Annotated in this window: 22 protein-coding genes; 13 read left to right on the forward strand and 9 right to left on the reverse strand. The window is 63.1% G+C overall.

The window, feature by feature from the left end:
- Position 1: 1 nt before the first annotated feature.
- The 4 genes from FSO04_RS20975 to apbC form a co-directional block, all read right to left on the reverse strand.
- Positions 2-2287 carry an arginine/lysine/ornithine decarboxylase gene (locus FSO04_RS20975; protein WP_154562075.1) on the reverse strand — a complete coding sequence of 762 codons (2286 nt, stop codon included), beginning with the start codon at positions 2285-2287 and terminating at the stop codon, positions 2-4.
- Positions 2288-2371: 84 nt separating this feature from the next.
- Complete coding sequence (gene dcd / locus FSO04_RS20980; protein ID WP_012432068.1) at positions 2372-2941, reverse strand: dCTP deaminase; 570 nt, start codon at positions 2939-2941, stop codon at positions 2372-2374.
- 251 nt (positions 2942-3192) lie between these two features.
- Positions 3193-3726, reverse strand: coding sequence for a superoxide dismutase family protein (locus FSO04_RS20985; RefSeq protein WP_154562077.1), 534 nt, complete (start codon positions 3724-3726; stop codon positions 3193-3195).
- 131 nt (positions 3727-3857) lie between these two features.
- Positions 3858-4946 carry an iron-sulfur cluster carrier protein ApbC gene (gene apbC, locus FSO04_RS20990; RefSeq protein ID WP_154562079.1) on the reverse strand — a complete coding sequence of 363 codons (1089 nt, stop codon included), beginning with the start codon at positions 4944-4946 and terminating at the stop codon, positions 3858-3860.
- A 340-nt stretch (positions 4947-5286) separates the two neighbouring features.
- On the opposite strand from apbC, the gene FSO04_RS20995 reads away from it, so the two are divergent.
- Positions 5287-5940, forward strand: a complete 654-nt coding sequence (locus FSO04_RS20995; protein WP_154562081.1) for a YiaD family glycine zipper/OmpA-like lipoprotein — start codon at positions 5287-5289, stop codon at positions 5938-5940.
- Positions 5941-6347: 407 nt separating this feature from the next.
- Positions 6348-8483 (forward strand): methionine--tRNA ligase, encoded by a 2136-nt coding sequence (gene metG, locus FSO04_RS21000; protein WP_154562083.1) that lies wholly within the window; start codon positions 6348-6350, stop codon positions 8481-8483.
- A gap of 119 nt (positions 8484-8602) precedes the next feature.
- Here the strand turns inward: metG and FSO04_RS21005 are convergent, their stop codons facing one another.
- Both FSO04_RS21005 and FSO04_RS21010 read right to left on the reverse strand, forming a co-directional pair.
- Positions 8603-12859, reverse strand: coding sequence for a translocation/assembly module TamB domain-containing protein (locus FSO04_RS21005; RefSeq protein ID WP_154562085.1), 4257 nt, complete (start codon positions 12857-12859; stop codon positions 8603-8605).
- 28 nt (positions 12860-12887) lie between these two features.
- A complete protein-coding gene (locus FSO04_RS21010) occupies positions 12888-14726 on the reverse strand; it encodes an autotransporter assembly complex protein TamA (protein ID WP_154562087.1) in 1839 nt (612 codons plus the stop codon).
- A gap of 412 nt (positions 14727-15138) precedes the next feature.
- Between FSO04_RS21010 and FSO04_RS21015 the strand changes: the two genes are divergently transcribed.
- From FSO04_RS21015 to panD, 4 genes are all read left to right on the forward strand, one after another.
- Positions 15139-15324, forward strand: a complete 186-nt coding sequence (locus FSO04_RS21015; RefSeq protein ID WP_154562089.1) for a DUF3460 family protein — start codon at positions 15139-15141, stop codon at positions 15322-15324.
- Between the two features lie 4 nt (positions 15325-15328).
- Positions 15329-16201 (forward strand): segregation and condensation protein A, encoded by an 873-nt coding sequence (locus FSO04_RS21020; RefSeq protein ID WP_093636239.1) that lies wholly within the window; start codon positions 15329-15331, stop codon positions 16199-16201.
- Between the two features lie 188 nt (positions 16202-16389).
- On the forward strand, positions 16390-17223 hold the full coding sequence (gene panC, locus FSO04_RS21025) for a pantoate--beta-alanine ligase (protein WP_154562093.1): 834 nt from the start codon (positions 16390-16392) through the stop codon (positions 17221-17223).
- A gap of 50 nt (positions 17224-17273) precedes the next feature.
- Entirely contained in the window at positions 17274-17660 is a 387-nt protein-coding gene (gene panD, locus FSO04_RS21030; protein ID WP_012432059.1) for an aspartate 1-decarboxylase, read from the forward strand.
- 74 nt (positions 17661-17734) lie between these two features.
- Here the strand turns inward: panD and FSO04_RS21035 are convergent, their stop codons facing one another.
- Positions 17735-18373, reverse strand: a complete 639-nt coding sequence (locus tag FSO04_RS21035) for a ParA family protein (RefSeq protein WP_154562095.1) — start codon at positions 18371-18373, stop codon at positions 17735-17737.
- Positions 18374-18583: 210 nt separating this feature from the next.
- On the opposite strand from FSO04_RS21035, the gene FSO04_RS21040 reads away from it, so the two are divergent.
- The 3 genes from FSO04_RS21040 (at position 18584) to FSO04_RS21050 (ending at position 20400) form a co-directional block, all read left to right on the forward strand.
- On the forward strand, positions 18584-19003 hold the full coding sequence (locus tag FSO04_RS21040; protein WP_154562097.1) for a PaaI family thioesterase: 420 nt from the start codon (positions 18584-18586) through the stop codon (positions 19001-19003).
- 360 nt (positions 19004-19363) lie between these two features.
- Positions 19364-19813: a mobile mystery protein A gene (locus FSO04_RS21045; protein ID WP_233464936.1), complete on the forward strand. Its 450-nt coding sequence runs from the start codon at positions 19364-19366 to the stop codon at positions 19811-19813.
- Positions 19804-20400, forward strand: a complete 597-nt coding sequence (locus FSO04_RS21050; protein ID WP_154562099.1) for a mobile mystery protein B — start codon at positions 19804-19806, stop codon at positions 20398-20400. Before FSO04_RS21045 ends, FSO04_RS21050 begins: the two co-directional genes overlap by 10 nt.
- A gap of 326 nt (positions 20401-20726) precedes the next feature.
- On the opposite strand, the gene FSO04_RS21055 is transcribed toward FSO04_RS21050, so the two are convergent.
- A complete protein-coding gene (locus tag FSO04_RS21055) occupies positions 20727-21143 on the reverse strand; it encodes a DoxX family protein (RefSeq protein WP_097391653.1) in 417 nt (138 codons plus the stop codon).
- A 143-nt stretch (positions 21144-21286) separates the two neighbouring features.
- Positions 21287-22747: a cobyric acid synthase gene (locus tag FSO04_RS21060; RefSeq protein ID WP_154562155.1), complete on the reverse strand. Its 1461-nt coding sequence runs from the start codon at positions 22745-22747 to the stop codon at positions 21287-21289.
- A 167-nt stretch (positions 22748-22914) separates the two neighbouring features.
- Here FSO04_RS21060 and cobU point away from each other — a divergent pair, with 167 nt between their 5' ends.
- The 4 genes from cobU to FSO04_RS21080 are packed head-to-tail and all read left to right on the forward strand — an operon-like array spanning position 22915 to position 26342.
- A complete protein-coding gene (gene cobU, locus FSO04_RS21065; protein WP_154562101.1) occupies positions 22915-23469 on the forward strand; it encodes a bifunctional adenosylcobinamide kinase/adenosylcobinamide-phosphate guanylyltransferase in 555 nt (184 codons plus the stop codon).
- Positions 23469-24404: an adenosylcobinamide-phosphate synthase CbiB gene (gene cbiB, locus FSO04_RS21070; protein ID WP_154562103.1), complete on the forward strand. Its 936-nt coding sequence runs from the start codon at positions 23469-23471 to the stop codon at positions 24402-24404. The genes cobU and cbiB overlap by 1 nt, the downstream gene beginning before the upstream one ends.
- Entirely contained in the window at positions 24397-25434 is a 1038-nt protein-coding gene (gene cobD / locus FSO04_RS21075) for a threonine-phosphate decarboxylase CobD (RefSeq protein WP_154562105.1), read from the forward strand. The genes cbiB and cobD overlap by 8 nt, the downstream gene beginning before the upstream one ends.
- Complete coding sequence (locus FSO04_RS21080; protein ID WP_154562107.1) at positions 25431-26342, forward strand: cobalamin-binding protein; 912 nt, start codon at positions 25431-25433, stop codon at positions 26340-26342. Before cobD ends, FSO04_RS21080 begins: the two co-directional genes overlap by 4 nt.
- The last annotated feature ends 10 nt before the right edge of the window (positions 26343-26352 follow it).

Genomic DNA, 26352 nt, shown 5'->3' on the forward strand with positions numbered 1-26352 from the left:
GTCAGGCGCGCACGCAATCGACGAAGTATTCGATGCGCCCGTTGATGGTTTCGCCGACAAGCCCGTGGATATCCGTGTGGAAACCCGGGAAGCGCTCGTTGAACTCGCGCGCGAAACGCAGATAGTTGACGATGGTCTTGTTGAAGCGCTCGCCCGGAATCAGCAGCGGAATACCCGGCGGATACGGCGTCAACAGGATCGACGTGACGCGGCCTTCGAGTTCGTCGATCGGTACCCGGTCGATCTCGCGGTGCGCGAGCTTGGCAAACGCATCCGACGGCTTCATTGCCGGTTCCATGCTCGACAGGTACATCTCGGTCGTCAGGCGCGCAATGTCGTTCGCGCGATACACGCTGTGGATCTGCTCGCACAGATCGCGCAGACCGACACGCTCGTACATCGGATGATGCGAGACGAATTCGGGCAGCACGCGCCACAGCGGCTGGTTGTTGTCGTAGTCGTCCTTGAACTGCTGCAACTCAGTCACCATCGAGTTCCACCGGCCCTTGGTGATGCCGATCGTGAACATGATGAAGAACGAATACAGGCCGGTCTTTTCGACGATGATGCCGTGCTCGGCCAGATACTTCGTGACGATCGCAGCCGGAATGCCGGACTCGCCGAAGCCGCCGTCCATATCCAGACCCGGCGTGACGATGGTCGCCTTGATCGGGTCCAGCATGTTGAAACCTTCGGCGAGCGGGCCGAAACCGTGCCATGCGTCGTTCGGGCGCAGCATCCAGTCTTCGCGCGAGCCGATGCCTTCTTCCGCGAACGTCTCCGGGCCCCACACCTTGAAGAACCAGTCGTCGCCGTATTCGGCGTCGACCTTGCTCATCGCGCGGCGGAAATCCAAAGCTTCGGCAATCGACTCTTCAACCAGAGCCGTGCCGCCAGGCGCTTCCATCATGGCCGCGGCCACGTCGCACGAGGCGATGATCGCGTACTGCGGGCTGGTCGACGTGTGCATCAGATACGCTTCGTTGAAGCGATGCTTGTCGAAGCGGCTGTTCTTCGAATCCTGCACGACGATCTGCGAAGCCTGCGAAATACCGGCCAGCAGTTTGTGCGTGGAGTGCGTGGCGAACACCAGCGCACCGATGCGCGGACGGCCCGCGCCGATCGCGTGCATGTCCTGATAGAACTCGTGGAACTCGGCGTGCGGCAGCCAGGCTTCGTCGAAGTGCAGCGTATCGAGCCAGTCGCCGAGCATTTCCTTGATCATCTCGACGTTGTAAATCACACCGTCATAGGTGCTCTGCGTAATGGTCAGGATGCGCGGCTTCAGGTCCGGATTCTTGGCCAAGGCTTCGCGGGCGAACGGGTTCGCCAGGATCTTCTTGCGAATGTTTTCCGGCTCGAATTCGCTGCGCGGAATCGGGCCGATGATGCCGAAGTTATTACGCGTCGGCGTGAGGAACACCGGAATCGCGCCGGTCATCGTGATCGCGTGCAGGATCGACTTGTGGCAATTGCGGTCCACCAGCACGATATCGCCCGGCGCAACCGTGCCGTGCCAGACGATCTTGTTCGAGGTCGAGGTGCCGTTGGTCACGAAGAACACGTGGTCTGCGCTGAAGATGCGCGCCGCATTGCGCTCGGAGGCGGCAATCGGGCCGGTGTGATCGAGCAGTTGACCGAGTTCGTCGACGGCATTACACACGTCGGCGCGCAGCATGTTCTCGCCGAAGAACTGGTGGAACATCTGGCCAAGCGGGCTCTTCAGGAACGCCACGCCGCCCGAGTGCCCCGGGCAATGCCACGAATACGAGCCTTCGTCCGCGTACTGCACCAGTTCCTTGAAGAACGGCGGCGCGAGCGAATCCAGGTACACCTTGGTCTCGCGGATGATGTGGCGCGCGACGAACTCCGGCGTGTCCTCGAACATGTGGATGAAGCCGTGCAGCTCGCGCAGGATGTCGTTCGGCAGGTGGCGCGAGGTGCGCGTCTCGCCGTACAGGAAGATCGGAATATCGGCGTTGCGGCGGCGCACTTCGGTCACGAACGCGCGCAGCGCGATGATCGCGGCCGCCAGTTCCGGCGTCTCGCCTTCCACCACCACGTTGTCGACGTACGGCAGCAGCTCGTCGTCGTCGATCGAGAGGATGAAGCACGATGCACGGCTCGACTGCTGCGCAAACGAAGTCAGGTCGCCGTAGCTCGTCAGCCCGAGCACTTCCGCGCCTTCTTTCTCGATAGCTTCGGCCAAAGCCCGGATGCCGGAACCCGAGATGTTCTCGGAGCGAAAATCTTCGTCAATGATGACGACGGGAAAACGAAACTTCATGGGCGATTCTCCAAAAAGAACGACCGCTGCATTTGACTAAGCAGCGGTCACCCGAATAGCTGGTGGGTCAGTACGCTGCCGACGTCACGTCTTGGGCAACGTGACGCCGTGCTGACCTTGATATTTGCCGCCGCGATCCGCGTACGACGTCTCACAAATTTCGTCGCTTTCGAAAAACAGCACCTGGGCGACGCCTTCGTTCGCGTAGATTTTCGCAGGCAAAGGTGTCGTATTCGAGAATTCGAGCGTGACGTGTCCTTCCCATTCCGGCTCGAACGGCGTCACGTTGACGATGATCCCGCAACGCGCATACGTGGATTTGCCCAGACACACGGTCAGGACGCTGCGCGGAATGCGGAAATATTCGACGGTGCGGGCCAGCGCGAACGAATTCGGCGGGATGATGCAGACATCGCCCTTGAAATCGACAAACGATTTCTCGTCAAAGTTCTTCGGATCGACGATGGTCGAGTTGATGTTGGTGAAGATCTTGAATTCGTCGGCGCAGCGGATGTCGTAGCCGTAGCTCGAGGTGCCGTAGCTGACAATCTTCCGGCCGTCTTCGGAGACGCGGACCTGATCCGGTGCAAACGGCTCGATCATGTTGTGCGACGCGGCCATGCGCCGGATCCACTTGTCGGATTTGATAGTCATAGGTGAACGCTGCTCGACTTGAGTGACAGATGTGTGACGGGTAACGATCCGGCGTAAGGTCCGGGCCGGGCGCCGCCGGCTACGCGCCCCGGGCTCGGCGACCCCGGCCGAAAGGCGCTTATTTTACGCGATCAGGAGAATGCTGCCGCGGGCCGGGCCTGAGAGCCGTCCCCTGCACCGCAAAAGGCTTGCCGCAAGGCCATTCAAACGGCTAACCGCTTGCACCGGATGAGACCCGCAGGGCATTGCCCTCACTGGCGAATCAACCCGCATGCGAGCGCGGGGCCCGCGCCATGCTGCGGATACGCATAAGGGTCGGTCGCGTCGTGATGCAACAGGACCGCGCGTTGCAACACCGAGCGGATACCGTCGAGCGACACGTCCGGCGCAACGATGAAGCCGGTGGCCACGCCGTTCGCGTCCGCGTGGATGTTGCCGAGATCGCCTTCGACCCGGGCACCGGCTTTCAGACGCTCGGCTGCCGGCGAGAACACCTGGCCGGCGCTGGAGCCGTCAGCGGCATTGCAGTCGCCTCGCTCATGCACTTGCAACGCGTGATCGCTATCGGGCGGCAAGCCCGTGAGATTGTAGGTGACCTGCACACCGTCCGAACGCTCGATGAACGTGACGAGACCGCGTGCCTGATTGCCCACGGTGGGCAGCAACTGCGCGTCGGCACGCTTTTCCTGTGGTCTCAGGAACGTGCTACAACCGCATAACAGCACACTGCTGGCAGCCAGGACGATGAACGCATGCACCGCCTGCCCGTCGATTCGTTTTCCCATGCGATCCTCTTGCCGACCTGGTGGCCGCCCCTGCGGCCGCCGAGCCGAACTTGTGAAGTCGACATGATACCGCGAGACCAGACGCAAATTGGCGACTTGGCCCCGCTTTAACCCCTTGTCCGAACGGCTAGTCAGGTGTTCTGGACAACGATGCTGGGAAACTTCGAGGTCATGTCGCGCGCCCGCTCGGCGATATGGATCGCAACCTTGCGCGCGATCGACCGGTAGATCTCCGCAATACGCCCTTGCGGGTCGGCCACGACGGTGGGTCTGCCGGAGTCGGCCTGCTCACGGATGGCGATGTCGAGCGGCAGGCTGCCGAGCACGTCGACGCCGTATTCCTTGCCCATCCGCTCGCCGCCGCCCGCTCCGAAGATATGCTCTTCGTGGCCGCAATTCGAGCAGATATGCATACCCATATTCTCGACGATGCCGAGAATCGGAATGCCGACCTTCTCGAACATCTTGAGACCCTTCTTCGCGTCGAGCAGCGCGATGTCCTGCGGCGTCGTGACGATCACGGCGCCCGTCACCGGCACGCGCTGCGACAAGGTTAGCTGAATGTCGCCGGTGCCCGGCGGCATGTCGACGATCAGGTAGTCGAGGTCTTGCCAGTTGGTCTGCCGCAGCAACTGTTCGAGCGCTGAGGTTGCCATCGGGCCGCGCCACACCATCGGATTGTCCTGCTCGATCAGAAAGCCGATCGAGTTGGCCTGCAAGCCGTGGCCGGTCATCGGATTCATCGACTTTTCGTCGGGTGATTCCGGACGGCCGACAATCCCGAGCATCATCGGCAGCGACGGGCCGTAGATGTCCGCGTCGAGGATGCCGACCGACGCGCCTTCGCTCGCCAGTGCCAGCGCGAGGTTCACCGCGGTCGTGCTCTTGCCGACCCCACCCTTTCCCGACGCCACAGCAACGATGTTTTTAACGTTCGGCAAGAGTTTCACGCCGCGCTGCACGGTGTGCGCGGCGATCTGCTGGGACACCTGGACGCGTGCGCCTGCCACGCCGGGAACGGCTTTCAGCGCGTCGGTGAATTGCGTGTGGATCGCTTCAAACTGCCGTTTGGCCGGATAGCCGAGTACCACCTCGAGGCTAACCGTGTCACCCTCCACGGCCACGTTCTTAACGTTTTTGGCAGCCGCGTAGGGCTTGCCCGTGTTGGGGTCAGTGACGGCCGCGAGGGCAGCGTCGACCAAAGCCCGATCGATACTCATTGACACTCCGTGGGGAACACTTGCGGCGCGGTGGAATCCAAGTCTTCGCCACGCGCCAGAATTTGAAAAAAATTGTTAGACAGCATTGCTAAAACCAGGCACGCCGTGCACCCTTCGGGCAGGCGGAACGCCATGGGGTCGCATCGCTGCGTACTTCATTCATCATTGTAGTGGCTGACGCCAAGCCTTGCCGGAAGACCCTTCTCCACTGTCGGACCGGGAACAGGGAAGACGCAGGATTCTCATATTGTCGAGTAACGCGCTTTACGGCCGTCACGTTCGACGGATAGATTGATCGCTTCCACCCGCTTTACTCGCTTCACTCAAGAGGAATCAAAAAATGAATGCAAAAATCATGACTCGCCTGGCTGTTTTCGCCGTTGCAGGTTCGTTGCTGGCAGGCTGTGCAAGCCAACAAGGTACGGACACCGCCGTCGGCACGGGCGTGGGCGCCGCCACCGGCGCGGCGATCGGCGCGATCTTCGGCGGTGGCAAGGGCGCGGCGATCGGAGCGGGCGCCGGCGCAGCGGTGGGCGGTATCACCGGCTACAACTGGCAAGCCATTCACAACAAGCTGTCGGGCGCCACCAAGGGCACCGGCACGCAGATCACCGAGCAGCCGGACGGCTCGCTCAAGCTGAACATCCCGAGCTCGGTCACGTTCGATACCAACAGCTACGCGGTCAAGCCGTCGTTCGCGCCGGTGCTGGATCAGTTGACGCAGACCATGCAGCAGAATCCGGAACTGATCGCCCAGGTAATCGGCTACACGGATAGCACGGGTCAGCCGGCTTACAACCAGACGCTGTCGGTCAACCGCGCTGAAAGCGTGACGGGTTATCTGGGGCAACGCGGCGTCGCGCCGCAACGCCTGTCGGCAAGCGGCATGGGCCAGAACCAGCCGGTCGCTGACAACAACACCGAAGCCGGCCGTGCCGCAAACCGTCGCGTGGAAATCTATCTGCGCGCTACGGCTCAGCACGCCACGCAATAACGGCACAGACTTAAGAGGGAGAAGCAACCGGGCGCCGGGTGGTTCTTGCCACTGGCTCTTGCCACCTTAGCCGGAGGCGTCCGGCAAGCCGTAAAAAGCGGGGGAAACAAAATCTCGCGCGAGAACGAAAAAAATTTCGAACTCTGCCGAAAATCCGCGGTCTGTCTTTACGGTACGTGGCTGGCGAAGCCGCCGCGTCACCATTCTCCTCTTGTCGTTGTTGCTCCGGGGTTAATAGCCCCGGTTTTTTTTGGGCGCTCGGTTTTCGCTCCGCAGGAAGTCTCCCTGGGGGACACACCGTCCTGCCCTGGCAGCGACCCAGCCGCGGCCCAAGCGGCCCAGCCCGCGCCGGGCGCCGGCCCTGCTAGAATCAACGTTTCGTCCCACCGCAGGCTCCCACCATCCTTATGTCAGCACCCGCAACCGATCTCTCCGCAGGCGCGCCGTCAGGCCGTCGCCAGGTTCTCGTCACGTCGGCCCTTCCGTATGCGAACGGGCAAATCCATATCGGCCATCTGGTTGAATATATCCAGACGGACATCTGGGTCCGGACGTTGCGAATGCACGGGCACGAGGTCTACTACGTGGGCGCCGACGACACGCACGGCACGCCGGTCATGCTGCGCGCGGAAAAGGAAGGTCTGACGCCGAAGCAACTGATCGACCGCGTCTGGCAGGAACACAAGCGCGATTTCGACAGCTTCGGGATTTCGTTCGACAATTACTACACGACCGATTCCGAAGAGAATCGCGTGCTGAGCGAATCGGTCTATCTGGCGCTCAAGGAAGCCGGCCTGATCGAAGCGCGCGACATCGAACAGGCATACGACCCCGTCAAGGAAATGTTCCTGCCGGACCGCTTCATCAAGGGCGAATGCCCGAAGTGCGGCGCGAAAGATCAATACGGCGACAGCTGCGAAGTGTGCGGTTCGACCTATCTGCCGACCGATCTGATCAATCCGTATTCGGTCGTCTCGGGCGCCACGCCGATTCGTAAGACCTCGACGCACTACTTCTTCCGCCTGTCCGATCCGCGCTGCGAGAATTTCCTGCGCGCGTGGGTGGGCGGTCTGGCACAGCCGGAAGCCACCAACAAGATGCGCGAATGGCTCGGCGACGCCGGCGAAGCCAAGCTCGCCGACTGGGATATTTCGCGCGACGCACCGTATTTCGGCTTCGAAATTCCGGGCGCACCGGGCAAATATTTCTACGTCTGGCTGGATGCGCCGGTCGGCTATTACGCGAGCTTCAAGAACCTCGCTGAAAAACGCGGCCTCGACTTCGACGCGTGGATTCGCAAGGGCTCGACCGCCGAGCAGTACCACTTCATCGGTAAAGACATTCTGTATTTCCACACGCTGTTCTGGCCGGCCATGCTCGAATTCTCGGGCCACCGCACGCCGACCAACGTGTTCGCGCACGGCTTCCTGACCGTGGACGGCGCAAAGATGTCGAAGTCGCGCGGCACGTTCATCACCGCGCAAAGCGTGATCGACACGGGCCTGAACCCGGAGTGGCTGCGCTATTACTTCGCCGCCAAGCTGAACAGCACGATGGAAGACCTCGACCTGAACCTCGACGACTTCCAGGCGCGCGTGAACAGCGATCTGGTCGGCAAGTACGTGAACATCGCGAGCCGCGCCGCCGGTTTCCTGATCAAGCGTTTCGACGGCCGCGTGCAAGACAGCGCCATGCAGCACCCGTTGCTCGCCACGCTGCGCACCGCCGTGCCGCAAATCGCCGCGAACTATGAGGCGCGCGAGTACAACCGCGCGCTGCGTCAGACCATGGAACTGGCCGACGCGGTCAATGCGTACGTCGACACCGCCAAGCCGTGGGATCAGGCAAAAGACCCGGCGAATGCGGCCGCGCTGCACGAGACCTGCAGCGTGAGCATCGAGGCATTCCGTCTGCTGTCGCTGGCGCTCAAGCCGGTGCTGCCGAAGCTGGCGGAAGCGGTCGAAGCTTTCCTCGCCATCGAACCGCTGGTGTGGGCCGACGCGAACGTGCCGCTCTCCTCCACGCGCCCGATCAACGCGTATAAGCATCTGATGACCCGCGTCGATCCGAAGCAGATCGAGGCGCTCATCGCAGCGAATCGCGATTCGCTGCAAGCCACGCCGGAAGCCGCGGCGCCGGCGGATGCCAAGGCCAAGTCGAAGGCAGTGAAAGCAGCCGCCGCAGAGAAGGATGAAACGCCTGACATCATCTCGATCGACGACTTCGCCAAGATCGATCTGCGCATCGCGAAGATCGTCGACTGCAAGGCGGTGGAAGGCTCGGACAAGCTGCTGCAACTCACGCTCGACGTCGGTGAAGAGAAGACGCGCAACGTGTTCTCGGGCATCAAGTCGGCCTATCAACCGGAGCAACTTGTCGGCAAGCTAACGGTGATGGTCGCGAACCTCGCGCCACGCAAGATGAAGTTCGGCCTGTCCGAAGGGATGGTGCTGGCGGCTTCGGCCACCGACGAGAAAGCCGAGCCGGGCCTCTACGTCCTCGAGCCGGACAGCGGTGCGAAGCCGGGCATGCGCGTGAAATAACGCGCGCGGCGTCGAACGCTGCAGGCATCAACAGAAACGGCACGCTTTAAAAGGCGTGCCGTTTTCTTTTGTGTCGTGGCGTTGTTCACACCACGGCCACCGCCGTAGCCTCCATCAACTCACCACCGGACCCGATCGAAGCGCCGCGTGTACAGCAGTTCTATGCCGTCGAACGTGCCGCCATATGCCGCGACCGACCAATAGCGTGTGAGGTTCACCGTCGCCTTGATCGCATTGCTCGCCGACTGCAGACCCTGCTCGTAGCCCACCACGAGCCACTCGTTGATCGCCTTCGACACCATCACCACTTGCGGATCGGTCAGCCCGACTTCGCTTCGCCCGATCGAGAACTCGTCGAGCCCGAAGGTCTGCGCGATCCGTTTGCCGCTCGCGCTGCCGAGCAAGGCGAGCGCGGTCGTCATGGTGCTTTGCTGACCGAGGTTGTTGCCCTGATCCGTGCCGTGTCCGAACAGCAGCCACGAGAGCTTTTCGTTATCCGCCACGTTCGGCTCGGACACCAGCTTCGCGACCGGGAACTGGACGGTGCCCGTGACCTGCACGCCCGCCTCGACCTGCTGATTGCGGCGCATGGCCAGGATGTTGATGCCCGGATTGGCCACCGGACCGTTGAACGTAAAGAAGCCATTCTCGATGTTGAGCTTGCGGCCGAACGCGGTATAGGTCGAGCCCTGCGTCACGCGGACATTACCGACCGCGCGCAACGGCAGGTTCGGCGCGCTCATCGCGGTGATCGTGCCAGTCAGGCCGAGGTCCGCGCCCATACCGCGGAAACGGAAGCTGTTGCCGAGACTGATGTCGATATTGGCGCGTGGCGCAAACGGGCCGATCGGCTTGTTGGTGCCCGCCACTTGCGGCGGTGGCCGCTCGCCCGCCACCGTGCCGTCCGGACGCACCACCACCACGTCGTCGCCAAGCTTCGGTGCGGACTGCTCCGGCATATCGAACAGCGCGTGATCGACCACGAATTTGCCGTTGATCGCCATGCCGCCCTCTGCCCCGGCGTTCGCCACGCTCGCGCTGCCCGACAGCGACAGATTGCGGTCCGGCGCCGCAAACAATTCCAGCTTGTCCGCGACGATGCTCGCGGACAGATCCGGTTGCGCGCCATCCAGGCGCACACGGCCGGTGGCGCGCAACGTGCCGCTCGCACCGTGAAACTCGACCTGCTGGAAGTCCACCAGATTTTGCGAGAGCGCGATGCGCACCACGCCGTCCTTCAACTGCACGCCCTGGTCGACCATCGTCGCTGACAAGCCATCGCCGAGCAGCGACCCCGTCAGGTTCGGCTTGGCGACCGTGCCGCCGAGCGCGAGTTTCAGCGCGAGGTGGCCGTCGAGCAGATAGCTCGGCCCGAACAGCCCGCCGGTCGTTTTCAACGACGGCACGTTCGCATTCACATTCCCGCTGACCGCGCCCTCTTCGTTGACAGTCAGGAAGCCGTCGCGCATTACGAGTGTGGTGTGCGCGTCGGCGTCGATCACGCCAATCCGGCTGGCCTGCGCGTGCACGGTCGCGTTTAGCCGGTTGCCGCCGCTGAATTCGGCGCGCGCGCTCATATCCGTGATGCCCAGCGACGCCAGACCACGGCCGATCTCGACCGTGACGTCGCCGCTGCGACGCTTCAACTGGACGTGGCCGCTCGCGGTGCTGCCGAGCGCGAAGTCCCAGTCGCCGTCGAACATCAGATCGGTTTTGACGGCTGGCGGTTCGCCGGTGATTTGCCGCCGCAGATCCTGCAGGCGCACGAGCGAAATGTCGGTCAAGGTGCCCGCGGACTGGATCTTGCCGTGGTCGAACGCGAACGATTTCAGGCTCAGCACCGCGCCTTCGAGCGTGAGGCGGGTCGCACCAAGCGTCAGGTGATTCGGTCCGGCACTCACGGCGAGCGGCGACTCGAGATTCAGCGCCGGTGTGCCGCGATTCTGCAGGCGGGTCACGGTGCCATCCCAGCGCGTACCGTCGCGTGCTTCGGTCAATTTGCCGTTGGCAGCGAGTGTCAGATCGAGCGGACGGTCCTGCAATTTGCCGGTGGCCGCCGCCTCCAGCGTATGGTTGGCGCGCGTGCCCGACAGGCGCGCCGTAAGCGTGGTGAGATCGACGCCGCCGGCGCTGAGATTGCGCGCGTCGGTCGTGAAAACGAGCGCGCCGTTCGCGCCGTCGCGCAATTCGGCATGGCCTTCCGCATGGCCGATGCGGTTACTGCTGAACACCACACTGTCTGCCTTGTAGTTCAGCACGACATTCGGATGCGCGAACGAGCCGGTGACGTCGCCATCCGCGGCGATAAGACCGGCGAGGCCGAAACCGAGGCGTTCAAGTTCCGGCGCATCGACACGAAAACGCAGCCGGTCGCCGCGCGCGCCGAAGCTGCCCTGTAAGTCCACCTGATTGCCCGCCACCGAGAGATTCGCGCGGCTCGGCAGAATCCGCGAGCCGGACAACTGGACCACGCCGCCGCCCGTCAACGGCAGGCCGTCATAGACGCTCGGGCCGAGTTTGAATTCGGCCTTGGTGCTGAAGACCGGGCCGAGCATGCCGGCTGCCGTGAGCGTGCCGTTCACGCGTGCCTCGATCTTGCGTGCGGGCGGCGCTTTGGACGGCCTGGGCGGCACTTTGCGCTGAACGACTTCAGCCTTCACCACCGCCTTGGCCGTGTTCTTGACCACCGCTGCGGCCTTATCGCCGGGCGCCGCGCTTTTCGCGCCGGCGGTGCTGCCCGCGAGTGCCGCCGCTTCGTTCGCCTGGGCCGCCTCCGGTTTCGTGGCCTGCGGCGCTTTCGTCGCCTTCGCGGTCCCCGCCGTGGGGGTCGCCGGCGTGCGCGACGGCATCTGCGAAGTCAGCGTCAACGGATCGAAATCAGTCAGTTGCGCTTTCAGGTTGTAGGTGGAATTCGCGTCGTGCTTGAGCGCGCCGGACAGATCGATGCGGCCCTTGCCCGACGTGACACGCACGTCGTTGAAGCTCATGCGTGCGGGATCGAAGGTCACCTTGCCTTGCGCGCGCAACCCCGCTTTCGGGTCGGCGAGATCGAGGGTCAGGCTTTGCACGTCGTCGTTCAGACGGATGCCGATCGGACCGGAAAGCTGGGTAGGCCGCACGGTCGCTTCGAGCGCGTTCAGGTCGAGTCCGGCGACCTGCAGATCGAACTGGCCGCGCCTGCCGGTCAGCGCGCCGCCGCCGGTGAGCGTGGCGCTCTTCACGAGCCGCACCTTCAGGTTCGAAATACGCTGCGCCTGCGCGTCGAGCCGCACGTCGGCGTTGGCATCGATCACAGGTAGCAGGTTCTGGTCGATCGCACCGGGTTTGGCGTTGACGATCGAGACATGGCCGGCGACGGAGAACCCCGCTGCGGCTTTTGCTGCCGCCCCCGCAGCAGCCTGCCCCACCGGCTGCAGTTCAGCCCGCACCGCCAGATCCGCCAGCGGTGCGCCTGGCGCAAACGCCTGCGGGTTGACGTGATCAAAAGTCAACGTGGCACGTTGCAACGGCACGTCGCCGAACGGCGTGGCCTCGACTCGCGCATGGCCGGCGAGCTTCATGCCGCTAGCATCGAGTTCGGCGATGAGATTCTCCAGCGAACCGCTCAGATGGCCACCCACCTGCACCGCCTCGTTGTTGACCTTGCCCGAATAGCCAAGATCGCCGGTCAGCGGAAACGGCCGCACCCCATCGAGCTTCGCCGTCGCCGTCACGGCGCCGAACGGCGTGTCGAGCCGCTCGATCGCGGCCTCGTGGTGCCGGCCATCGCTGCGGCCATGGAACATGAAACGGGACAGCTCGGTCGTCGACCCGCCCTCGCGCAACAGCAGTTTGTCGACCTGCACGTCGCGCACCTCGAGCTGCATCGGCAAGCGCAAGTCTTGCGGCAGTTTCAGCGGCCCGCTGCTGCTCGACGACGACGAGCCGACCCGGGCGTCGATCGTACCGACATGCAGATAGTCGATCGCGAAGCGCCAAGGCTTGTGTGTCAGTTCCCAGCGGCCGGCCACGCGGTCGATCTGGATATCGGTGCCGCTGCCGTCGAGGCTGCGCCAGCGCACCTGGCGGAGTTGCACGCCGTGGGCGATAGCGCCGCTCTCGAGCGTGCCGGTCAGCTTGCCACCCAGCAGTTTGACGGCCGCCTGCCACGCGTAAGCCGTCCCACGCTCAGTCGTCAGCGCGCCATACACCAGGCCGATCACCACGGCGACCAGCAGCACCAGCACGGCGACCATCCACGCAAGCGTTTTCAGCAACAACCGCCCGCGACGGCGCTTGGGCTGCGGCGCATCGGGCGGAGGCTGCTGTCCGGGCTCTCCTGGCGGAAGAGCGCCGGGCGGCTGCGCGGGGGGTTGGGCGGAAACGTCCGTGGTCATGCGTGGATCATGTAAAAGGAGGTTTCCATCAGAAGGCGATGCCGAGGGTCAGGTACGGTCGCACGCTCCGGTTGCGGATCCCGTAGGCGACATCGACATTGACCGGACCGACCGGGCTGCGCCAGCGCGCGCCGACGCCGGCGCCGGGATAAAAGACTTTCTCGCCCCAAGTGTCGGTAGCGGTGCCGACGTCGAAGAACGCGGCTGCGCCCCAGTCGTGATTGAACCAATGCTGGTACTCCGCCGACGCGGTCACGAGATACTTGGTGGGCAGCACCGAGCCGTCGACGTTATTACCAATGCTCTGATAGCTGTAGCCACGGATCGAATTCGAGCCACCCGCGCGGAACAGCAGCGAAGCCGGAATCCCGCTCGAACTGCCGCTCGTGAACACGCCGCCGAGTTCGGCACGGAACAGCACGAGGTCTTCCTTGCCGATCGGCAGGTACTGCTGGCCGCGGGCGTAACCGCGGGCGAACGTCTGATCGGTCAGCACGCCTTTGACCGCAAAGCCCGCTTCGACGTGAATCAGGTTGCCCGAACGCGGGAACAGCGGATCGTCGGTATTGCGGCGGGTCCACGACCATGACGGCACCAGCGCGCGACTGGTAGTCGGCGCGGCCGAATTCTGATCGAGCCGATCCTGGTAATAGAGGATCGCGTAGTTGTAGTCGATGAACTGCGACGTACGGGCCCGCTGCACGCCGCCGCGGATACTGTAGATGCGCGTGTCGGACACGTCGGTCGTGGTGTAGGAAGCCAGCACGCTATTGGTCCACGCGCGCGGCCCCGGCGGCATTGCGAGCTGGATTTGCCCGTACTGCTGGATCTGGTCGATGCGGCCGTCGACCGTGAACGGCCACGCTTTGCCGAATGTGTCGAGATACGAATACGAACCCTGGATCAGCGGGCCGTTGTCGGTCGAATAACCCACCCCGCCGCGGATACTGTTGTACGGATATTCCGACACCTTCACGTGCATCGGCGTCTCGACCGGTTTGGCGGGATCGCTGTCCACGTCGATCGCCACGCTCGCGTAGTACGGGGTGTTCTGCAACTGCCGCTGCAATTCGGTAATGCGCTGCACGTCGTAAATATCGCCGGCTGAAATCGGATTCACGTTGTCGACGATCTGTTCCGGATAGCGCCGCGTGCCGGACACGTCGAGCTTGCCCATCGTGAAGGTCGGGCCGCTGTCATAGGTAACCGACAATTTCGCTTCGTGCGTACGCGGGTCGATCCGCGCCTCGGAGTGGTAGATCTTCGCGCCCAGGTAACGGCGCGACTGCAACGCCTTGAGCGACGCGTTTTTCGCGTCGTCCCAGTCGCCTTGCGAAAACGGGTCGCCCTCGTGTAGTGAAAACGCGAAGCGCGCGGCATTTTCCTGCGCCGGGTCTTCGGTCAGCACCGGGCCGCGAAACGACAGCGAAATCGACGTGATGAGGGTTTGCGGTCCGGGATCGACGCTCACGGTCACACGCTTCTGGTCGTCGACGGTGCGCACGTCGGTGCGCACGACCGGCGAGAAATAGCCCTGCGTGGCGGCCAGATCGCGCACCTGTTGCGGGGTGGCCGTAATCAGAAACTCAAACTGGTCGTCGCTGATGTCGGGACGCTTGGCGAAGCGCGCCACGTCCAGATGCGCTTCGAGCAGCTTGCGCAGCGAGCGCGGCGTGGCTTCGATATCGACCTTGTAGCTGGCTGGCGGGCGCCGCGCCGCGTGCGTGTCGACCGAGGCAAGCATGAGCATGACGATGCCGAATGCCAGCCACGCGTGCAGCCAGCGCCGAATGGGCGTCAGAGGCCCTCGCTCGTCACCGGTTTTGCCGCGCCGCCTATGCGGCTTTTCGATCGCACACCCCGCCAAACGGGACCTCCGGCCGTGGTTGATGAATTCTGTCGCTCGGGCTCGCCGCGGCGGCCGAAGCTCGCTATTTGACCACATCGGTGAAGCCGCGCCATCTCTTAAAGGAGCGTTTGCAGCGTGAAGCGTGGCGAGCCTTTCGGCCGGTACGCCGCGCCCCATGCGGCACGGGTAATGATGTCCGCCCGGACGCACAGCGCGAATTCACACCGCCCCGCCAGCCACGCGCCCGCCTTTGACGCATCGCAGCAGCGCGGGTTCCAGGCGTTTTTGCAGGCGGGCCGCTCGCGCCGGCCATCGTTTTTCGACCACGCGCGGCGCATGCGGTAAAATTATGGAATAGGAGCGATGCCGCGCGGGTTCGCGCTTGTTCCCGCCAAGCAGCCGCCACTCCCCAAACCACGGACGTCTAGCCATGTATCAATCGGACATCACGCAGTTCCTGAACCAGCTCAAGCAACAAAAACCGAATCTGGAAGCTGAGCAGCGCCGTGGCCGGTCGCTGCTGTGGGACAAACAGCCGATCGACCTCGAAGAACGCGCCGAGCAGACAGCCTCGCGCGTGGAGCAGACGCCTTACTCGTACTATCAAAACTTCTAAGCGCGTGAGTCACGCCGACGAGGCAAAGGGCGCCGCACAGGCGCCTGACGCCGCGCTTGCCGCGCCCGCCACCGATTCGACGCCGGACACTGTAGACGGCATCGCTTTCGCACGCCTGTACGGCGAGCCGCTCTTCAAGCTGCCGACGGATCTGTACATTCCGCCGGACGCGCTCGAAGTGTTCCTCGAAACGTTCGAAGGCCCGCTGGATCTGTTGCTCTACCTGATCCGCAAGCAGAACTTCAACGTGCTCGACATCCCGATGGCGGATGTCACGGTCCAATACCTCGGCTACGTCGACCAGTTGCGCCAGACCAATCTCGAACTCGCGTCCGAGTATCTGCTGATGGCCGCGATGCTGATCGAGATCAAGTCGCGCATGCTGTTGCCGGTGAAGAAGGCCGATAGCGGCGACGAAGCCGAAGATCCGCGTGCCGAACTGGTGCGCCGCCTGCTCGAATACGAACAGATGAAGCTTGCCGCCCAGCGCATCGACCATCTGCCGCAGCTTGGCCGCGATTTCCTGCGCGCCGAGGTGTATATCGAGCAAAGCATCACGCCGCGTTTCCCGGATGTGGATAGCGAAGACCTGCGCGCCGCGTGGGCCGACGTGATCAAGCGCGCCAAGCTGGTTCAGCATCACAAGATTTCGCGCGAGGAGTTGTCGGTGCGCGAGCATATGAGCACGATCCTGCGGCGACTGCAGAACGCGCGCTTCATGGAGTTCTCGGACCTGTTCGACACGAGCAAAGGCGTGCCGGTGGTCGTGGTGAACTTCATCGCGATGCTCGAGTTGTGCCGTGAGTCGCTCATCGAAATCACGCAGGCCGAGCCGTTCGCACCGATCTATGTGCGCCTCGCCTATCTGCCGGCCTGATGCCGCAAAACGAGGCCTGCATGCGCCAGCGCTGCCGCACACGCCTCGTTTCGGTGCACCCCGGGAACAAATCCACTACAATCCCGCGCTCCGAACCTGTCATTACCAGTGAGGCCGCGGGCCACGCGAAAACCTGAGTTTTTGCGCCAACCGAGTCTCGCGCCGCGCGAGGAAATCCCTGTCCGATCATGAAAGTCATCAGCTCGATCCATGAATTGCGCGACCAGTTGCGCGGCCAGAATCGCACCGCCTTTGTGCCGACCATGGGCAATCTGCACGAGGGCCATCTGTCGCTGATGCGCCTCGCGCGCCAGCACGGCGATCCGGTGGTGGCGAGCATCTTCGTGAACCGCCTGCAGTTCGGCCCGAACGAAGATTTCGACAAATACCCGCGCACGCTCGAAGCCGACATTGAGAAACTGCAGAAAGAAGGCGTCTACGTGCTGTTCGCGCCGACGGAACGGGATCTGTACCCGGAGCCGCAGGAGTACCGCGTGCATCCGCCGCACGATCTGGGCGACATCCTCGAAGGCGAATTCCGGCCGGGTTTCTTCCAGGGTGTGTGCACGGTGGTGATGAAGCTGATGTCGTGCGTGCAGCCGCGCGTCGCGGTGTTCGGCAAGAAGGATTACCAGCAGTTGATGATCGTGCGCAGCATGTGCCACCAGTTCGCGCTGCCGACCGACATCATCGCCGCGGAAACCGTGCGTGATACCGACGGCCTCGCGCTCAGCTCGCGCAACCGCTTTCTGCAAACGGCCGAACGCGCCGAGGCGCCGATGCTGGCCGCCGAGCTCAATCGCGTGCGCGATGCGGTGCTCGCCGGCGATCGCGACTTCGCGAAACTCGAACAGGCGGCAATGGCGGCACTGGCCGCGCGCGGCTGGCAGCCTGATTACATCGCGGTGCGCAAGCGCTCGAATCTGCTGCCGCCGGGCGCGCAAGACGCGAATGCGGAGTTGGTCGTGCTGGCGGCCGCCAAGCTCGGCACCACCCGTCTTATCGACAACCTCGAAATCTGAAGCCGTCTTAGTTTGCGCAAACGCGCATAAGAAGCCACAAGGGATTGGTCATGCAACGCAACATGCTGAAGTCGAAAATCCATCGCGTCGCGGTCACGCACTGCGAACTGCACTACGAAGGTTCGTGCGCGATTGACGAGGACTTGCTGGAAGCCGCGAACATCGTCGAAAACGAACGGATCGACATCTGGAATATCAACAACGGCGAGCGTTTCTCGACGTACGCGATCAAGGGCGAACGCGGCAGCGGCATGATTTCGCTGAACGGTTCGGCCGCGCGGCGCGCGCAACTGGGCGATCTGGTGATCATCGCGGCGTTCGCCGTGGTCGACGAAGCGGAGCTGAAGGCAGGCTGGAAACCGGATCTGGTATTTGTCGACGACAACAACAAGATCAAGGGCAGCCGCGATCACGTGCCGACCCAGAACTGGACCTGAGCGGGATGTGAACCGGCCTTTCACCGCGCGGCACGGTTCCATGTAGCGGGCGGCCTCGCCGCCTGCTATTCACTTCAAGCCTTCTTACCGGCGCCGTTGGTCCATTGGATGATCGGCTGCCACTGCTCCAGATCCTTCTCCACGCGGCTTTTCGCGACGTCCCACAAGGTCAGGCCGTGCGCCGCCAGTTGCACGTAATTCTGCGTGTCGCGCAGGTAACCCAGCACCGGCAGCTTCAACCCCTCGACAAAGCGATGCAATTGCTCCGCTGAACGCGTGCGCGCGTCGACGCGCATGCCCACCACACCGATCTCGATTGCGCCTTTCCTGACCGCCTTCTCCTTCGCCAGCCGCTCGAGAAAATCCTGGGTGGCGAGAATATCGAACATGGAGGGCTGCAGCGGCACGATCACCTTGTCGGCCAGGTCCAGCGCAATATTCAGGCGATTGCCGTGCAACCCGGCCGGCGTGTCGATGACCGCGTGTTCCAGACCTCTGGGCGGTTTGGCGGGGTTTTCCAGGTCGACCTCCCAGGTCTCGATGGCCGGCAACGCAGGCGGCCGCAGCGACAGCCACGCGTGCGAAGACTGCTGTCTGTCCATGTCCGCCAGCGCGATCCATTCCCCTTGCGAGGCGAAATAGCCGGCCAGATTGGTGGACAGCGTGCTTTTGCCCACGCCGCCCTTCGGATTCGCCACCACGATTACCGTCATGAATTCTCCCGGAAAGAAGGCTGGGCGCCGCCAGCCGGTTTACCGCGCAGTTTGCTCTGACTTGCGCAGATGTGCCCTGATCCGTACCGGTTTCAGGTTCACCCGCCGATCCAGCCGTTGATAATATCGACAAATTCACCGGGGCCGAAGCCCCCAAACGGCTATTGACCGCCTTACATCGCTGTTTTTTCCATCGAGGACCCGAATCTCATGAGCAAACTTCGTCCGGAATACTCCATCGAGCGCCTGCACGAACGTCAGAAGGGCAAGCTGCCCGGCTTGCTGGGCGTGCATGTTCTGGCGCTGGAGGAAGGCACTCTGACCGCGGAATTGACCGTGCGCGAGGAGTTGCTGGCGCCGAACGGCTTTTTGCATGCCGCCACGGTGATCGGCCTCGCCGATACCGCCTGCGGCTATGCATGCCTCGCCCACCTGCCCGAGACGGCGCGCAATTTCACGACCATCGAGCTGAAAAGCAATTTTCTCGGCACGACGACGGAAGGCACGATCCGCGCGGTTGCCAAGGCGGTCCATCTGGGTCGCAGCACGCAGGTGTGGGACGCCACCGTCACCGATCCGAACGGCAAGACGATGGCGCTGTTTCGCTGCACGCAGATCGTGTTGTATTGATTGACTGGCGCGGGGGGTGCGGCGCAGGCCGGAAATGCCGGGAACACCTGAAACACTTTTAGCTCAGCGCAATAGAAAAGCGCGCGACCACACGCTACCGATACCACCAAGGTATTGGTTTTTGAGCTAATTAACGCTGAGACCCGCGTCCCAAAGGAAATTGCTGGTCTTTTTCTTGCCGGAGAGGTTTTTTTTTGCTGCCTTATGACGAAGCAAGTTATTCGATTGTGCGTCATTATGGCGACGCAACGCGCACTATTAGCTTCGCTATACTGAAGCATAGAGTTGATAATTGCTTCACTATAGGTTATCATTTTTTCCGTTTTTGATAGCCTATAGGCCAGCAAAATGGATTCCAGAATGAGGCAGCTCCGGCTTGAACAGGTCCAGGCGTCGATCGCCGCGTACTCGGATTTGACCAACCGTCGGCCCCCGCCGCGTGGATGGCTGAAGGCCATCCGAGAGTCGCTAGGGCTCACCGAGCGACAACAGGCCGACAGGTTAGGCATTACCGGTTCGACCCTGCACAAGTCGGAGTCGGCCGAAGCTGAGGAGCGAATCACGCTTGGACAACTGCGCAAGTTGGCTGACGGGCTGGACTGCGAGCTGGTCTATGCTCTGGTGCCCAGAAAGCCACTGACTCAAGTGGTCGAAGACCAGGCGCGCTCAATCGCCCTGCAGGAAGTGAGTGGAGTTGCGCACACCATGAGTCTGGAAGACCAACGTCCGGCAACCGACCGACTTCGCAAACAGGTTGAGCAGAGAACGGCAGAACTGCTCCGGGGCCGCTGGTCCGATCTATGGCGATAGATTTAGACGAACAGGACGGCCAAACACCGCTTGACCCTGACGAGCTTGCAGGGCTAATACCAACGCACCTGACCACCAAGGGTGAGCTGAATGACTGGGAGCAGGAGAACATCCTGCAAGCCGTGCAATGGGCTCGCCGTCAACGCAAGGTCAATGTCCTCAGTGAAGAGTTCTGTCGCAACCTTCACAAGAAAATGTTCGACCAGACCTGGTCGTGGGCAGGCACGTTCCGCAAGTCCGACAAGAACATCGGATGTGACTGGACGCAGGTCAGCGTCAAACTGAGAAATCTTTTCGATAACACGCGGTGGTGGGTCGACAACGGCACATTCCCGCCCGATGAGATTGCCGCACGATTTCACCGCGAGCTGGTATGGATTCATCCCTTTCCAAACGGTAATGGTCGACACACACGAATGATGGCTGATGCACTCTTACGCAGCATGAAACAAGAGCCGTTCTCGTGGGGCGGCGGCGGGACATTGGTTAAAGCGGATAACGCCCGGTCGGATTACTTAACCGCCTTGCGTGCAGCGGATAAAGGTGACTACGGTTTGCTCTTAGTCTTCGTGCGAAGTACCGCTTAGCCATCGCACGGACAAGAAGGACGTCAAGCCATTTGCGACAGGCCAAAGAGCTTTGAGCTGTTGCGCGTGCAGCCCTGTACGACCGTTCTTTCGTCGACGCCGCGCAGCTCCGCAATCGCAAGCGCAGCAGCGCTCGACACCGCTTGGCCAAGGCTCCTATGGACTTTCAATGTCCGTAAAAAAGCGAGCCCCCGAAGAGGCTCGCAGTAATCACCAGACCTGCCCGTTTACCGGCACCTTTGTGGTACGTAGGGCCACACGGCGCGTGCTTTTTTGTTGCCGGCGCGGCGAAGCGCCGGCGCGATTTCGTGCCTGATTGAAACGTATCAGGCAGCCACTGCGCGCGGCGCCTTCGCACCGCTCAGCGCCAGCGCGCCGGCGCCAAGCAGCGACTGCACAGCCAAAGTCACCGCCCAGAAAGCCGGATATTCCCAGCCGCCGTGCGGCGACGCGAACCCCCAGCCGTTATGCAGATGCTGCGACGTTGCGCCGAGCATGAACGGCAGCAGCACCAGCGCGACCCAACGGACCTGCACGCCGAGCAGCAGCGCAATACCGCCGATCAATTCGACGAACGCCGTCACATAGCCGAGCCAGCCCGGCAAGCCGAGCGAAACGAAAAACTGCGCCGTTCCCGGCAGCGTGAAAACAAAGATCTTCTGCAAGCTGTGCGCGAGATAGAGAACGCCCAAGGCCAGACGAAGGATCAAGGCGGCCAGATCGGCGGAGCGGTTCGAATTCATGACGAGTCCTTTACGAGAGGGAGACGACCCGTATCGGGCGTCGACGTCAAGACTGTATTCGAACCAAGTGAGGTGAAAAACTGCTCATTAGGCTTTGATTATTTCCCACTGGGATTTAATCGCCACCATCCAGCCAACCTCGCTCAACCAATCACAGCAAAAAGCTTCGAAAGATCGAGGTGCTCGGCGAGCGTGTCGGCCAGACGATCCAGCGAGGCCTCACGCAACGCAGGGTAGTCGATTTTCTCGGCGTCGCTCAGTCCCGCCCACGCCAGCAGTGCGGCGCACGCGGCCGGCGTGTCGAACAGCCCGTGCACGTAGGTCGCGAGGATTTGGCCATCGGCCGAGATCGCGCCGTCGGGATGCGCGTTTGGCGTTTCGCCCAATTGCAGCGCGGGCGAGCTGAGCGCCGGGCCCCGCGTCTCGCCCATGTGAATCTCGTAGCCGGCCACCTCGGGCGCCCCCGGCAACGCGAGACGCCCTGTCACGTTCTTGAGCGTTTTTTCGCGCGTCAGCACCGTCGAGTAATCGAGCCAGCCGAGGCCCGCGCTCGTTCCAGGCGCGCCTTCCACGCCGTGCGGGTCGGCCACATCACGTCCGAGCATCTGCATGCCGCCGCAAATTCCGATGACGCGGCCGCCGTAGCGTAGATGCCGTTGCAGCACCGCGTCCCAGCCTTGCGCACGCAAAAAGGCCAGATCGCCCGGCACATTCTTCGAGCCCGGCAGGATGATCAGATCGGCCGGCGGGGGCGGCGTGCCGCTTCGCACGTAATGAAAATCGACCTGCGGATGCGCGCGCAGCGCGTCGAAATCAGTGTGATTGCTGATGTGCGGCAATACCGGCACGACTACCCGCAACATCCGGCTCGTATCGCCGCTGTGCGCCGCGCGCAGCTCGGGCGGCAGCATGTCTTCGGCGTCGAGCGTCAGACCGTGCAGATACGGCACCACGCCAAGCACCGGTTTGCCGGTCTTCGCTTCGAGCCAGTCGAGCCCGGGCTTGAGCAAACTGACGTCACCGCGAAAGCGATTGATGATGAAGCCGCGCACGCGCGCCTGCTCGCTGTCCGACAGACACGCGAGCGTACCGGTCAGATGCGCGAACACCCCACCCCGGTCGATGTCGGCCACCAGCACGACCGGACAGTCGACCGCTTCAGCAAAACCCATGTTGGCGATATCGCGGTCGCGCAGATTGACCTCGGCGGGACTGCCCGCGCCTTCGACAAAAATCGTGTCGTACGCCGCTTGCAGACGCGCATACGATTCCAGCACCGCCTCGACGGCGACCGGCTTGTAGTCGTGATACGCGCGTGCATCGAGATTCATGCGCGCCTTGCCGTGGATGATCACTTGCGCGCCACGGTCGCTCGTCGGCTTGAGCAACACCGGGTTCAGATCGGTGTGAGCAGCAATGCCGGCCGCCACCGCCTGCAAGGCCTGCGCGCGGCCGATCTCGCCGCCATCCACCGTCACCGCGCTATTGAGCGCCATGTTCTGCGGCTTGAACGGCGCGACCCGCACGCCGGCTCGGCGCGCCAGCCGGCACAGGCCCGCGACGAGCGTGCTTTTGCCGGCATCGGACGTGGTGCCCTGAATCATCAGCGTGCCGCGCGGCACAGGTACGACGTCATGCGGGTTCGAAATGGCGGTCACGGAATATCGGCTTGGGCGGTGAATAGACAATGAATGCGGACAATGAATGCGGGCGATGAACGCGGCATTATCCCATCGTGCCGGCACGCGCTGCACGCCGGTACAATCACGCGATGATTTCCCGCGACCTCACCTTCGTTCTCGGCGGCGCCCGTTCGGGCAAGAGCGTGCACGCCGAACATCTGGCGAACGACAGCGCCCTGCCCGTCACGTACATCGCCACCGCGCGCGTAGCCGACGACGCCGAATTCAGCGCGCGTATCGCGCATCATCGCGAGCGGCGTCCGGCGCATTGGGCTTTGCACGAGGCAGACGTGGATCTCGCCGGCGCCGTCACGCAAATCGACGCGCCGGGCCACTGCATTCTGATCGACTGCCTGACGCTGTGGCTCGCCAATCTTCTGTGCCCACCTGACGGCGACGGCTTGCCGGTCGATCACTATCACACGCACTTTGCCGCTTTCGAAGCAGCGCTCATCAACGCCAGAGGCAAGATCATCGTGGTCAGCAATGAAATCGGTTTGGGCGTGGTGCCGCTCGGCGCGGAAACACGCCTCTATGTCGACGAACTCGGGCGGCTCAATCAGCGCATCGCCGCGTTGAGCACCCAGGTCACGATGATGGTCGCGGGCTTGCCCCTCGCCTTGAAGACAGCGGGAGGCGCGTGATGCTGTCGCTGCCTTTGATCGTGACGCTGGCAACGGCGGGTGTCGCCGTCGACCGTTGGCTCGGTGAGCCGCGCACCGCGCATCCGCTGGTCGGCTTCGGCAAATGGGCGATGCGCCTCGAAACGCACTACAACACCGGCCGGCGCTTGCGTCTCAAGGGGCTGCTCGCCTGGTCGCTGACGGTGATGCCGCCGGTGCTGATCGCCTGGTGGCTCGTCTCGGTGCTGCCTTTTTTTGCGGCCTGCGCGGTGCATGTCGTGCTGCTGTGGTTCGCCCTTGGCGCGCGCAGCCTGCACGACCACATTGCGCCGATCGCCGAGGCACTGGCGCGGCGCGATCTGGCACAAGCGCGTCTGCTGACCTCGCGCATCGTGTCGCGCGAAACCACTCATGCCGACGAAGCGGCGCTGTCGCGCGCCGCCGTCGAATCGGCGCTCGAAAACGGCAATGACGCGATCTTCGGCGCGCTGTTCTGGTTCGCGATCGCGGGCGGTCCGGGCGCACTGGGGTTTCGTCTGGCCAACACGCTCGATGCCATGTGGGGCTACCGCACGCCGCGCTATTTGCGCTTCGGCTGGGCAGCCGCGCGCATCGACGACGTGCTCAACTGGATTCCCGCTCGCCTCACCGCAGCGAGCTACGCTTTGCTCGGTGACACGCGCACCGCGCTGCGTTGCTGGCGTGAACAGGCGCCGCGTTGGGACAGTCCGAATGCCGGGCCGGTCATGGCGTCGGGCGCGGGCAGTCTGAACGTATTGATCGGCGGGCCCGCGGTGTATCACGGCGCACTTGAACACCGCCCGACGCTCGGTTTCGGACACCCCGCGAAGGCCACTCATGTCACGGCGGCGTTGATGCTGGTCGAACGGACGGTCATTCTCTGGCTGGCAGTGCTGATCGTGCTGGCGTTGCTGAGTGTGCCCTTTCATGGTTGATCGAATAGCTGGCCACGGGGCCGATACCGGCACCGCGCTCGACGCCGTGGTTCACGGCGGCAATCTGCACGAAGCGGCCGAGCGTTACGGCATTCCGTACGCGCAATGGCTCGACCTGTCGACGGGTATCAATCCGCACGGCTATCCGGTGCCCCCAGTTCCCGCCGATGCCTGGCGCCGCCTGCCCGACGACGGTGACGGTTTTGCCGCCTGTGCCGCGCGTTACTACGGCGCGCCCGATGCAGCCCATGTGCTACCCGTCGCGGGAAGCCAGGCAGCGATTCGCGCACTGCCCTCGCTGTTGCCACGTGCTCGGGTCGGCATCGCACCGCTCACGTACAGCGAATATGCGCCCGCATTCGAGCGGGCAGGACATGAGGTCGTGCCACTCGATGTATCCTGGGACACTTTGCCCGACGCGCTCACTCATGTGGTGGTCGTGAATCCTAACAATCCCACCGCGGAGCATCTGAGCGCCAGCAAGCTGCTGCGCTGGCATGCGCAACTCACCGCACGCGGCGGCACGCTGTTGGTCGACGAGGCTTTCGCGGATACGATGCCTTCGGCGTCGCTCACGGCAAGCACCCATCGCGATGGGTTGATCGTGTTGCGTTCACCGGGGAAATTCTTCGGGCTCGCCGGCGTGCGCGCAGGCTTCGTACTCAGTGCGCCGGTTTTGCTCGATGCATTGCATCGTTCGCTCGGGGCATGGACGGTTAGCGGCCCGGCTCGTCATGCCGTCAAAGCCGCGTTTGCCGACGTGACGTGGCAGCAGCAGATGCGTACGCTGCTCGAGGGCGAAAACGCCCGTCTGGTAGGTCTGCTGCACGCACATGGTTTCGCCACACACAGCACGCCCCTCTTTGCATGGACCGACGATGCACGCGCCGCTGCACTGCATCAGGCGTTGGCGCGACGCGGCGTGTGGACACGGCTCTTCACGGCAACGGGCAGTGTGCGTTTCGGGCTGCCTGCCAGCGACACGGAATGGGCACGCTTTGAAGAGAGTCTGCGCGAGGCTGTTCGTTGATTCGACTCTCACGCCTCGTCGTCGCCGCGGCACTTTGTGTGAGCACGCTGCACGCGTATGCCGCGATCACCGTCACCGACGACACCGGCGCAACCGTCACGCTGCCCGCTCCCGCACAGCGCGTCATCAGTCTCGCGCCGCATGTTACCGAACTGCTGTACGCCGCGGGCGGCGGCGCGAAACTGGTCGGCGCCGTGTCCTACAGCGACTACCCGCTTGAAGCGAAGCAATTGCCGCGTGTCGGCGACAACAAGGCGCTCGACCTCGAACGGATCGTCGCGTTGAAGCCCGATCTGATCGTCGTGTGGCGGCATGGCAATGCCCAGCGCCAACTCGATCGTCTTCGTGAGATGCATGTGCCGCTGTTCTTCAGCGAGCCGCATCATCTCGACGATGTTGCCGTGTCGCTGACGAAGCTCGGGCAATTGCTCGGTACCTCGCCGACTGCCGACGCCGCGGCGGCGGCATACCGTCAGGACATCGCACGACTGCGCACGCAGTATGCGGGCCACCCGCCTGTCAGCGTGTTCTATCAGGTGTGGGATCAACCGTTGATGACGCTCAACGGCGAACATATGGTCAGCGACGTGATTACGCTATGCGGCGGCCGCAATGTATTTGCGAAACTCGAGCCGCTGGTGCCGACCGTCTCGACCGAAGCGGTGCTCGCAGCGAATCCGGAAGCGATCGTCACCGCCGCCCCCGGCGCGACCAAACCGGACACCGCCTTGCCGCAACTCGACACATGGCGCGCTTGGCCGAGCCTCAAAGCGGTGGCGAACAACAATCTGTTCGCCATCGACGGCGATCTGATCAACCGCCCGGCGCCGCGTATCGCGCAAGGGGCGAAGCAAATGTGCGAAGACCTGGAGGTAGCACGCTCGCGGAGGAAGAATGGTGCGCAGTGATGCCGCTGCG

The organism is Paraburkholderia madseniana, from assembly GCF_009690905.1.
GTDB classification, from domain to species: domain Bacteria; phylum Pseudomonadota; class Gammaproteobacteria; order Burkholderiales; family Burkholderiaceae; genus Paraburkholderia; species Paraburkholderia madseniana.

Bases quoted from the DNA above. Each gene is read 5' to 3' on its own strand.
- FSO04_RS20975 (WP_154562075.1), bottom strand. From the start codon at position 2,287: ATGAAGTTTCGTTTTCCCGTCGTCATCATTGACGAAGATTTTCGCTCC.
- dcd (WP_012432068.1), bottom strand. From the start codon at position 2,941: ATGACTATCAAATCCGACAAGTGGATCCGGCGCATGGCCGCGTCGCAC.
- FSO04_RS20985 (WP_154562077.1), bottom strand. From the start codon at position 3,726: ATGGGAAAACGAATCGACGGGCAGGCGGTGCATGCGTTCATCGTCCTG.
- apbC (WP_154562079.1), bottom strand. From the start codon at position 4,946: ATGAGTATCGATCGGGCTTTGGTCGACGCTGCCCTCGCGGCCGTCACT.
- FSO04_RS20995 (WP_154562081.1), top strand. From the start codon at position 5,287: ATGAATGCAAAAATCATGACTCGCCTGGCTGTTTTCGCCGTTGCAGGT.
- metG (WP_154562083.1), top strand. From the start codon at position 6,348: ATGTCAGCACCCGCAACCGATCTCTCCGCAGGCGCGCCGTCAGGCCGT.
- FSO04_RS21005 (WP_154562085.1), bottom strand. From the start codon at position 12,859: ATGACCACGGACGTTTCCGCCCAACCCCCCGCGCAGCCGCCCGGCGCT.
- FSO04_RS21015 (WP_154562089.1), top strand. From the start codon at position 15,139: ATGTATCAATCGGACATCACGCAGTTCCTGAACCAGCTCAAGCAACAA.
- panC (WP_154562093.1), top strand. From the start codon at position 16,390: ATGAAAGTCATCAGCTCGATCCATGAATTGCGCGACCAGTTGCGCGGC.
- panD (WP_012432059.1), top strand. From the start codon at position 17,274: ATGCAACGCAACATGCTGAAGTCGAAAATCCATCGCGTCGCGGTCACG.
- FSO04_RS21035 (WP_154562095.1), bottom strand. From the start codon at position 18,373: ATGACGGTAATCGTGGTGGCGAATCCGAAGGGCGGCGTGGGCAAAAGC.
- FSO04_RS21040 (WP_154562097.1), top strand. From the start codon at position 18,584: ATGAGCAAACTTCGTCCGGAATACTCCATCGAGCGCCTGCACGAACGT.
- FSO04_RS21045 (WP_233464936.1), top strand. From the start codon at position 19,364: ATGAGGCAGCTCCGGCTTGAACAGGTCCAGGCGTCGATCGCCGCGTAC.
- FSO04_RS21050 (WP_154562099.1), top strand. From the start codon at position 19,804: ATGGCGATAGATTTAGACGAACAGGACGGCCAAACACCGCTTGACCCT.
- FSO04_RS21055 (WP_097391653.1), bottom strand. From the start codon at position 21,143: ATGAATTCGAACCGCTCCGCCGATCTGGCCGCCTTGATCCTTCGTCTG.
- FSO04_RS21060 (WP_154562155.1), bottom strand. From the start codon at position 22,747: ATGATTCAGGGCACCACGTCCGATGCCGGCAAAAGCACGCTCGTCGCG.
- cobU (WP_154562101.1), top strand. From the start codon at position 22,915: ATGATTTCCCGCGACCTCACCTTCGTTCTCGGCGGCGCCCGTTCGGGC.
- cbiB (WP_154562103.1), top strand. From the start codon at position 23,469: ATGCTGTCGCTGCCTTTGATCGTGACGCTGGCAACGGCGGGTGTCGCC.
- cobD (WP_154562105.1), top strand. From the start codon at position 24,397: ATGGTTGATCGAATAGCTGGCCACGGGGCCGATACCGGCACCGCGCTC.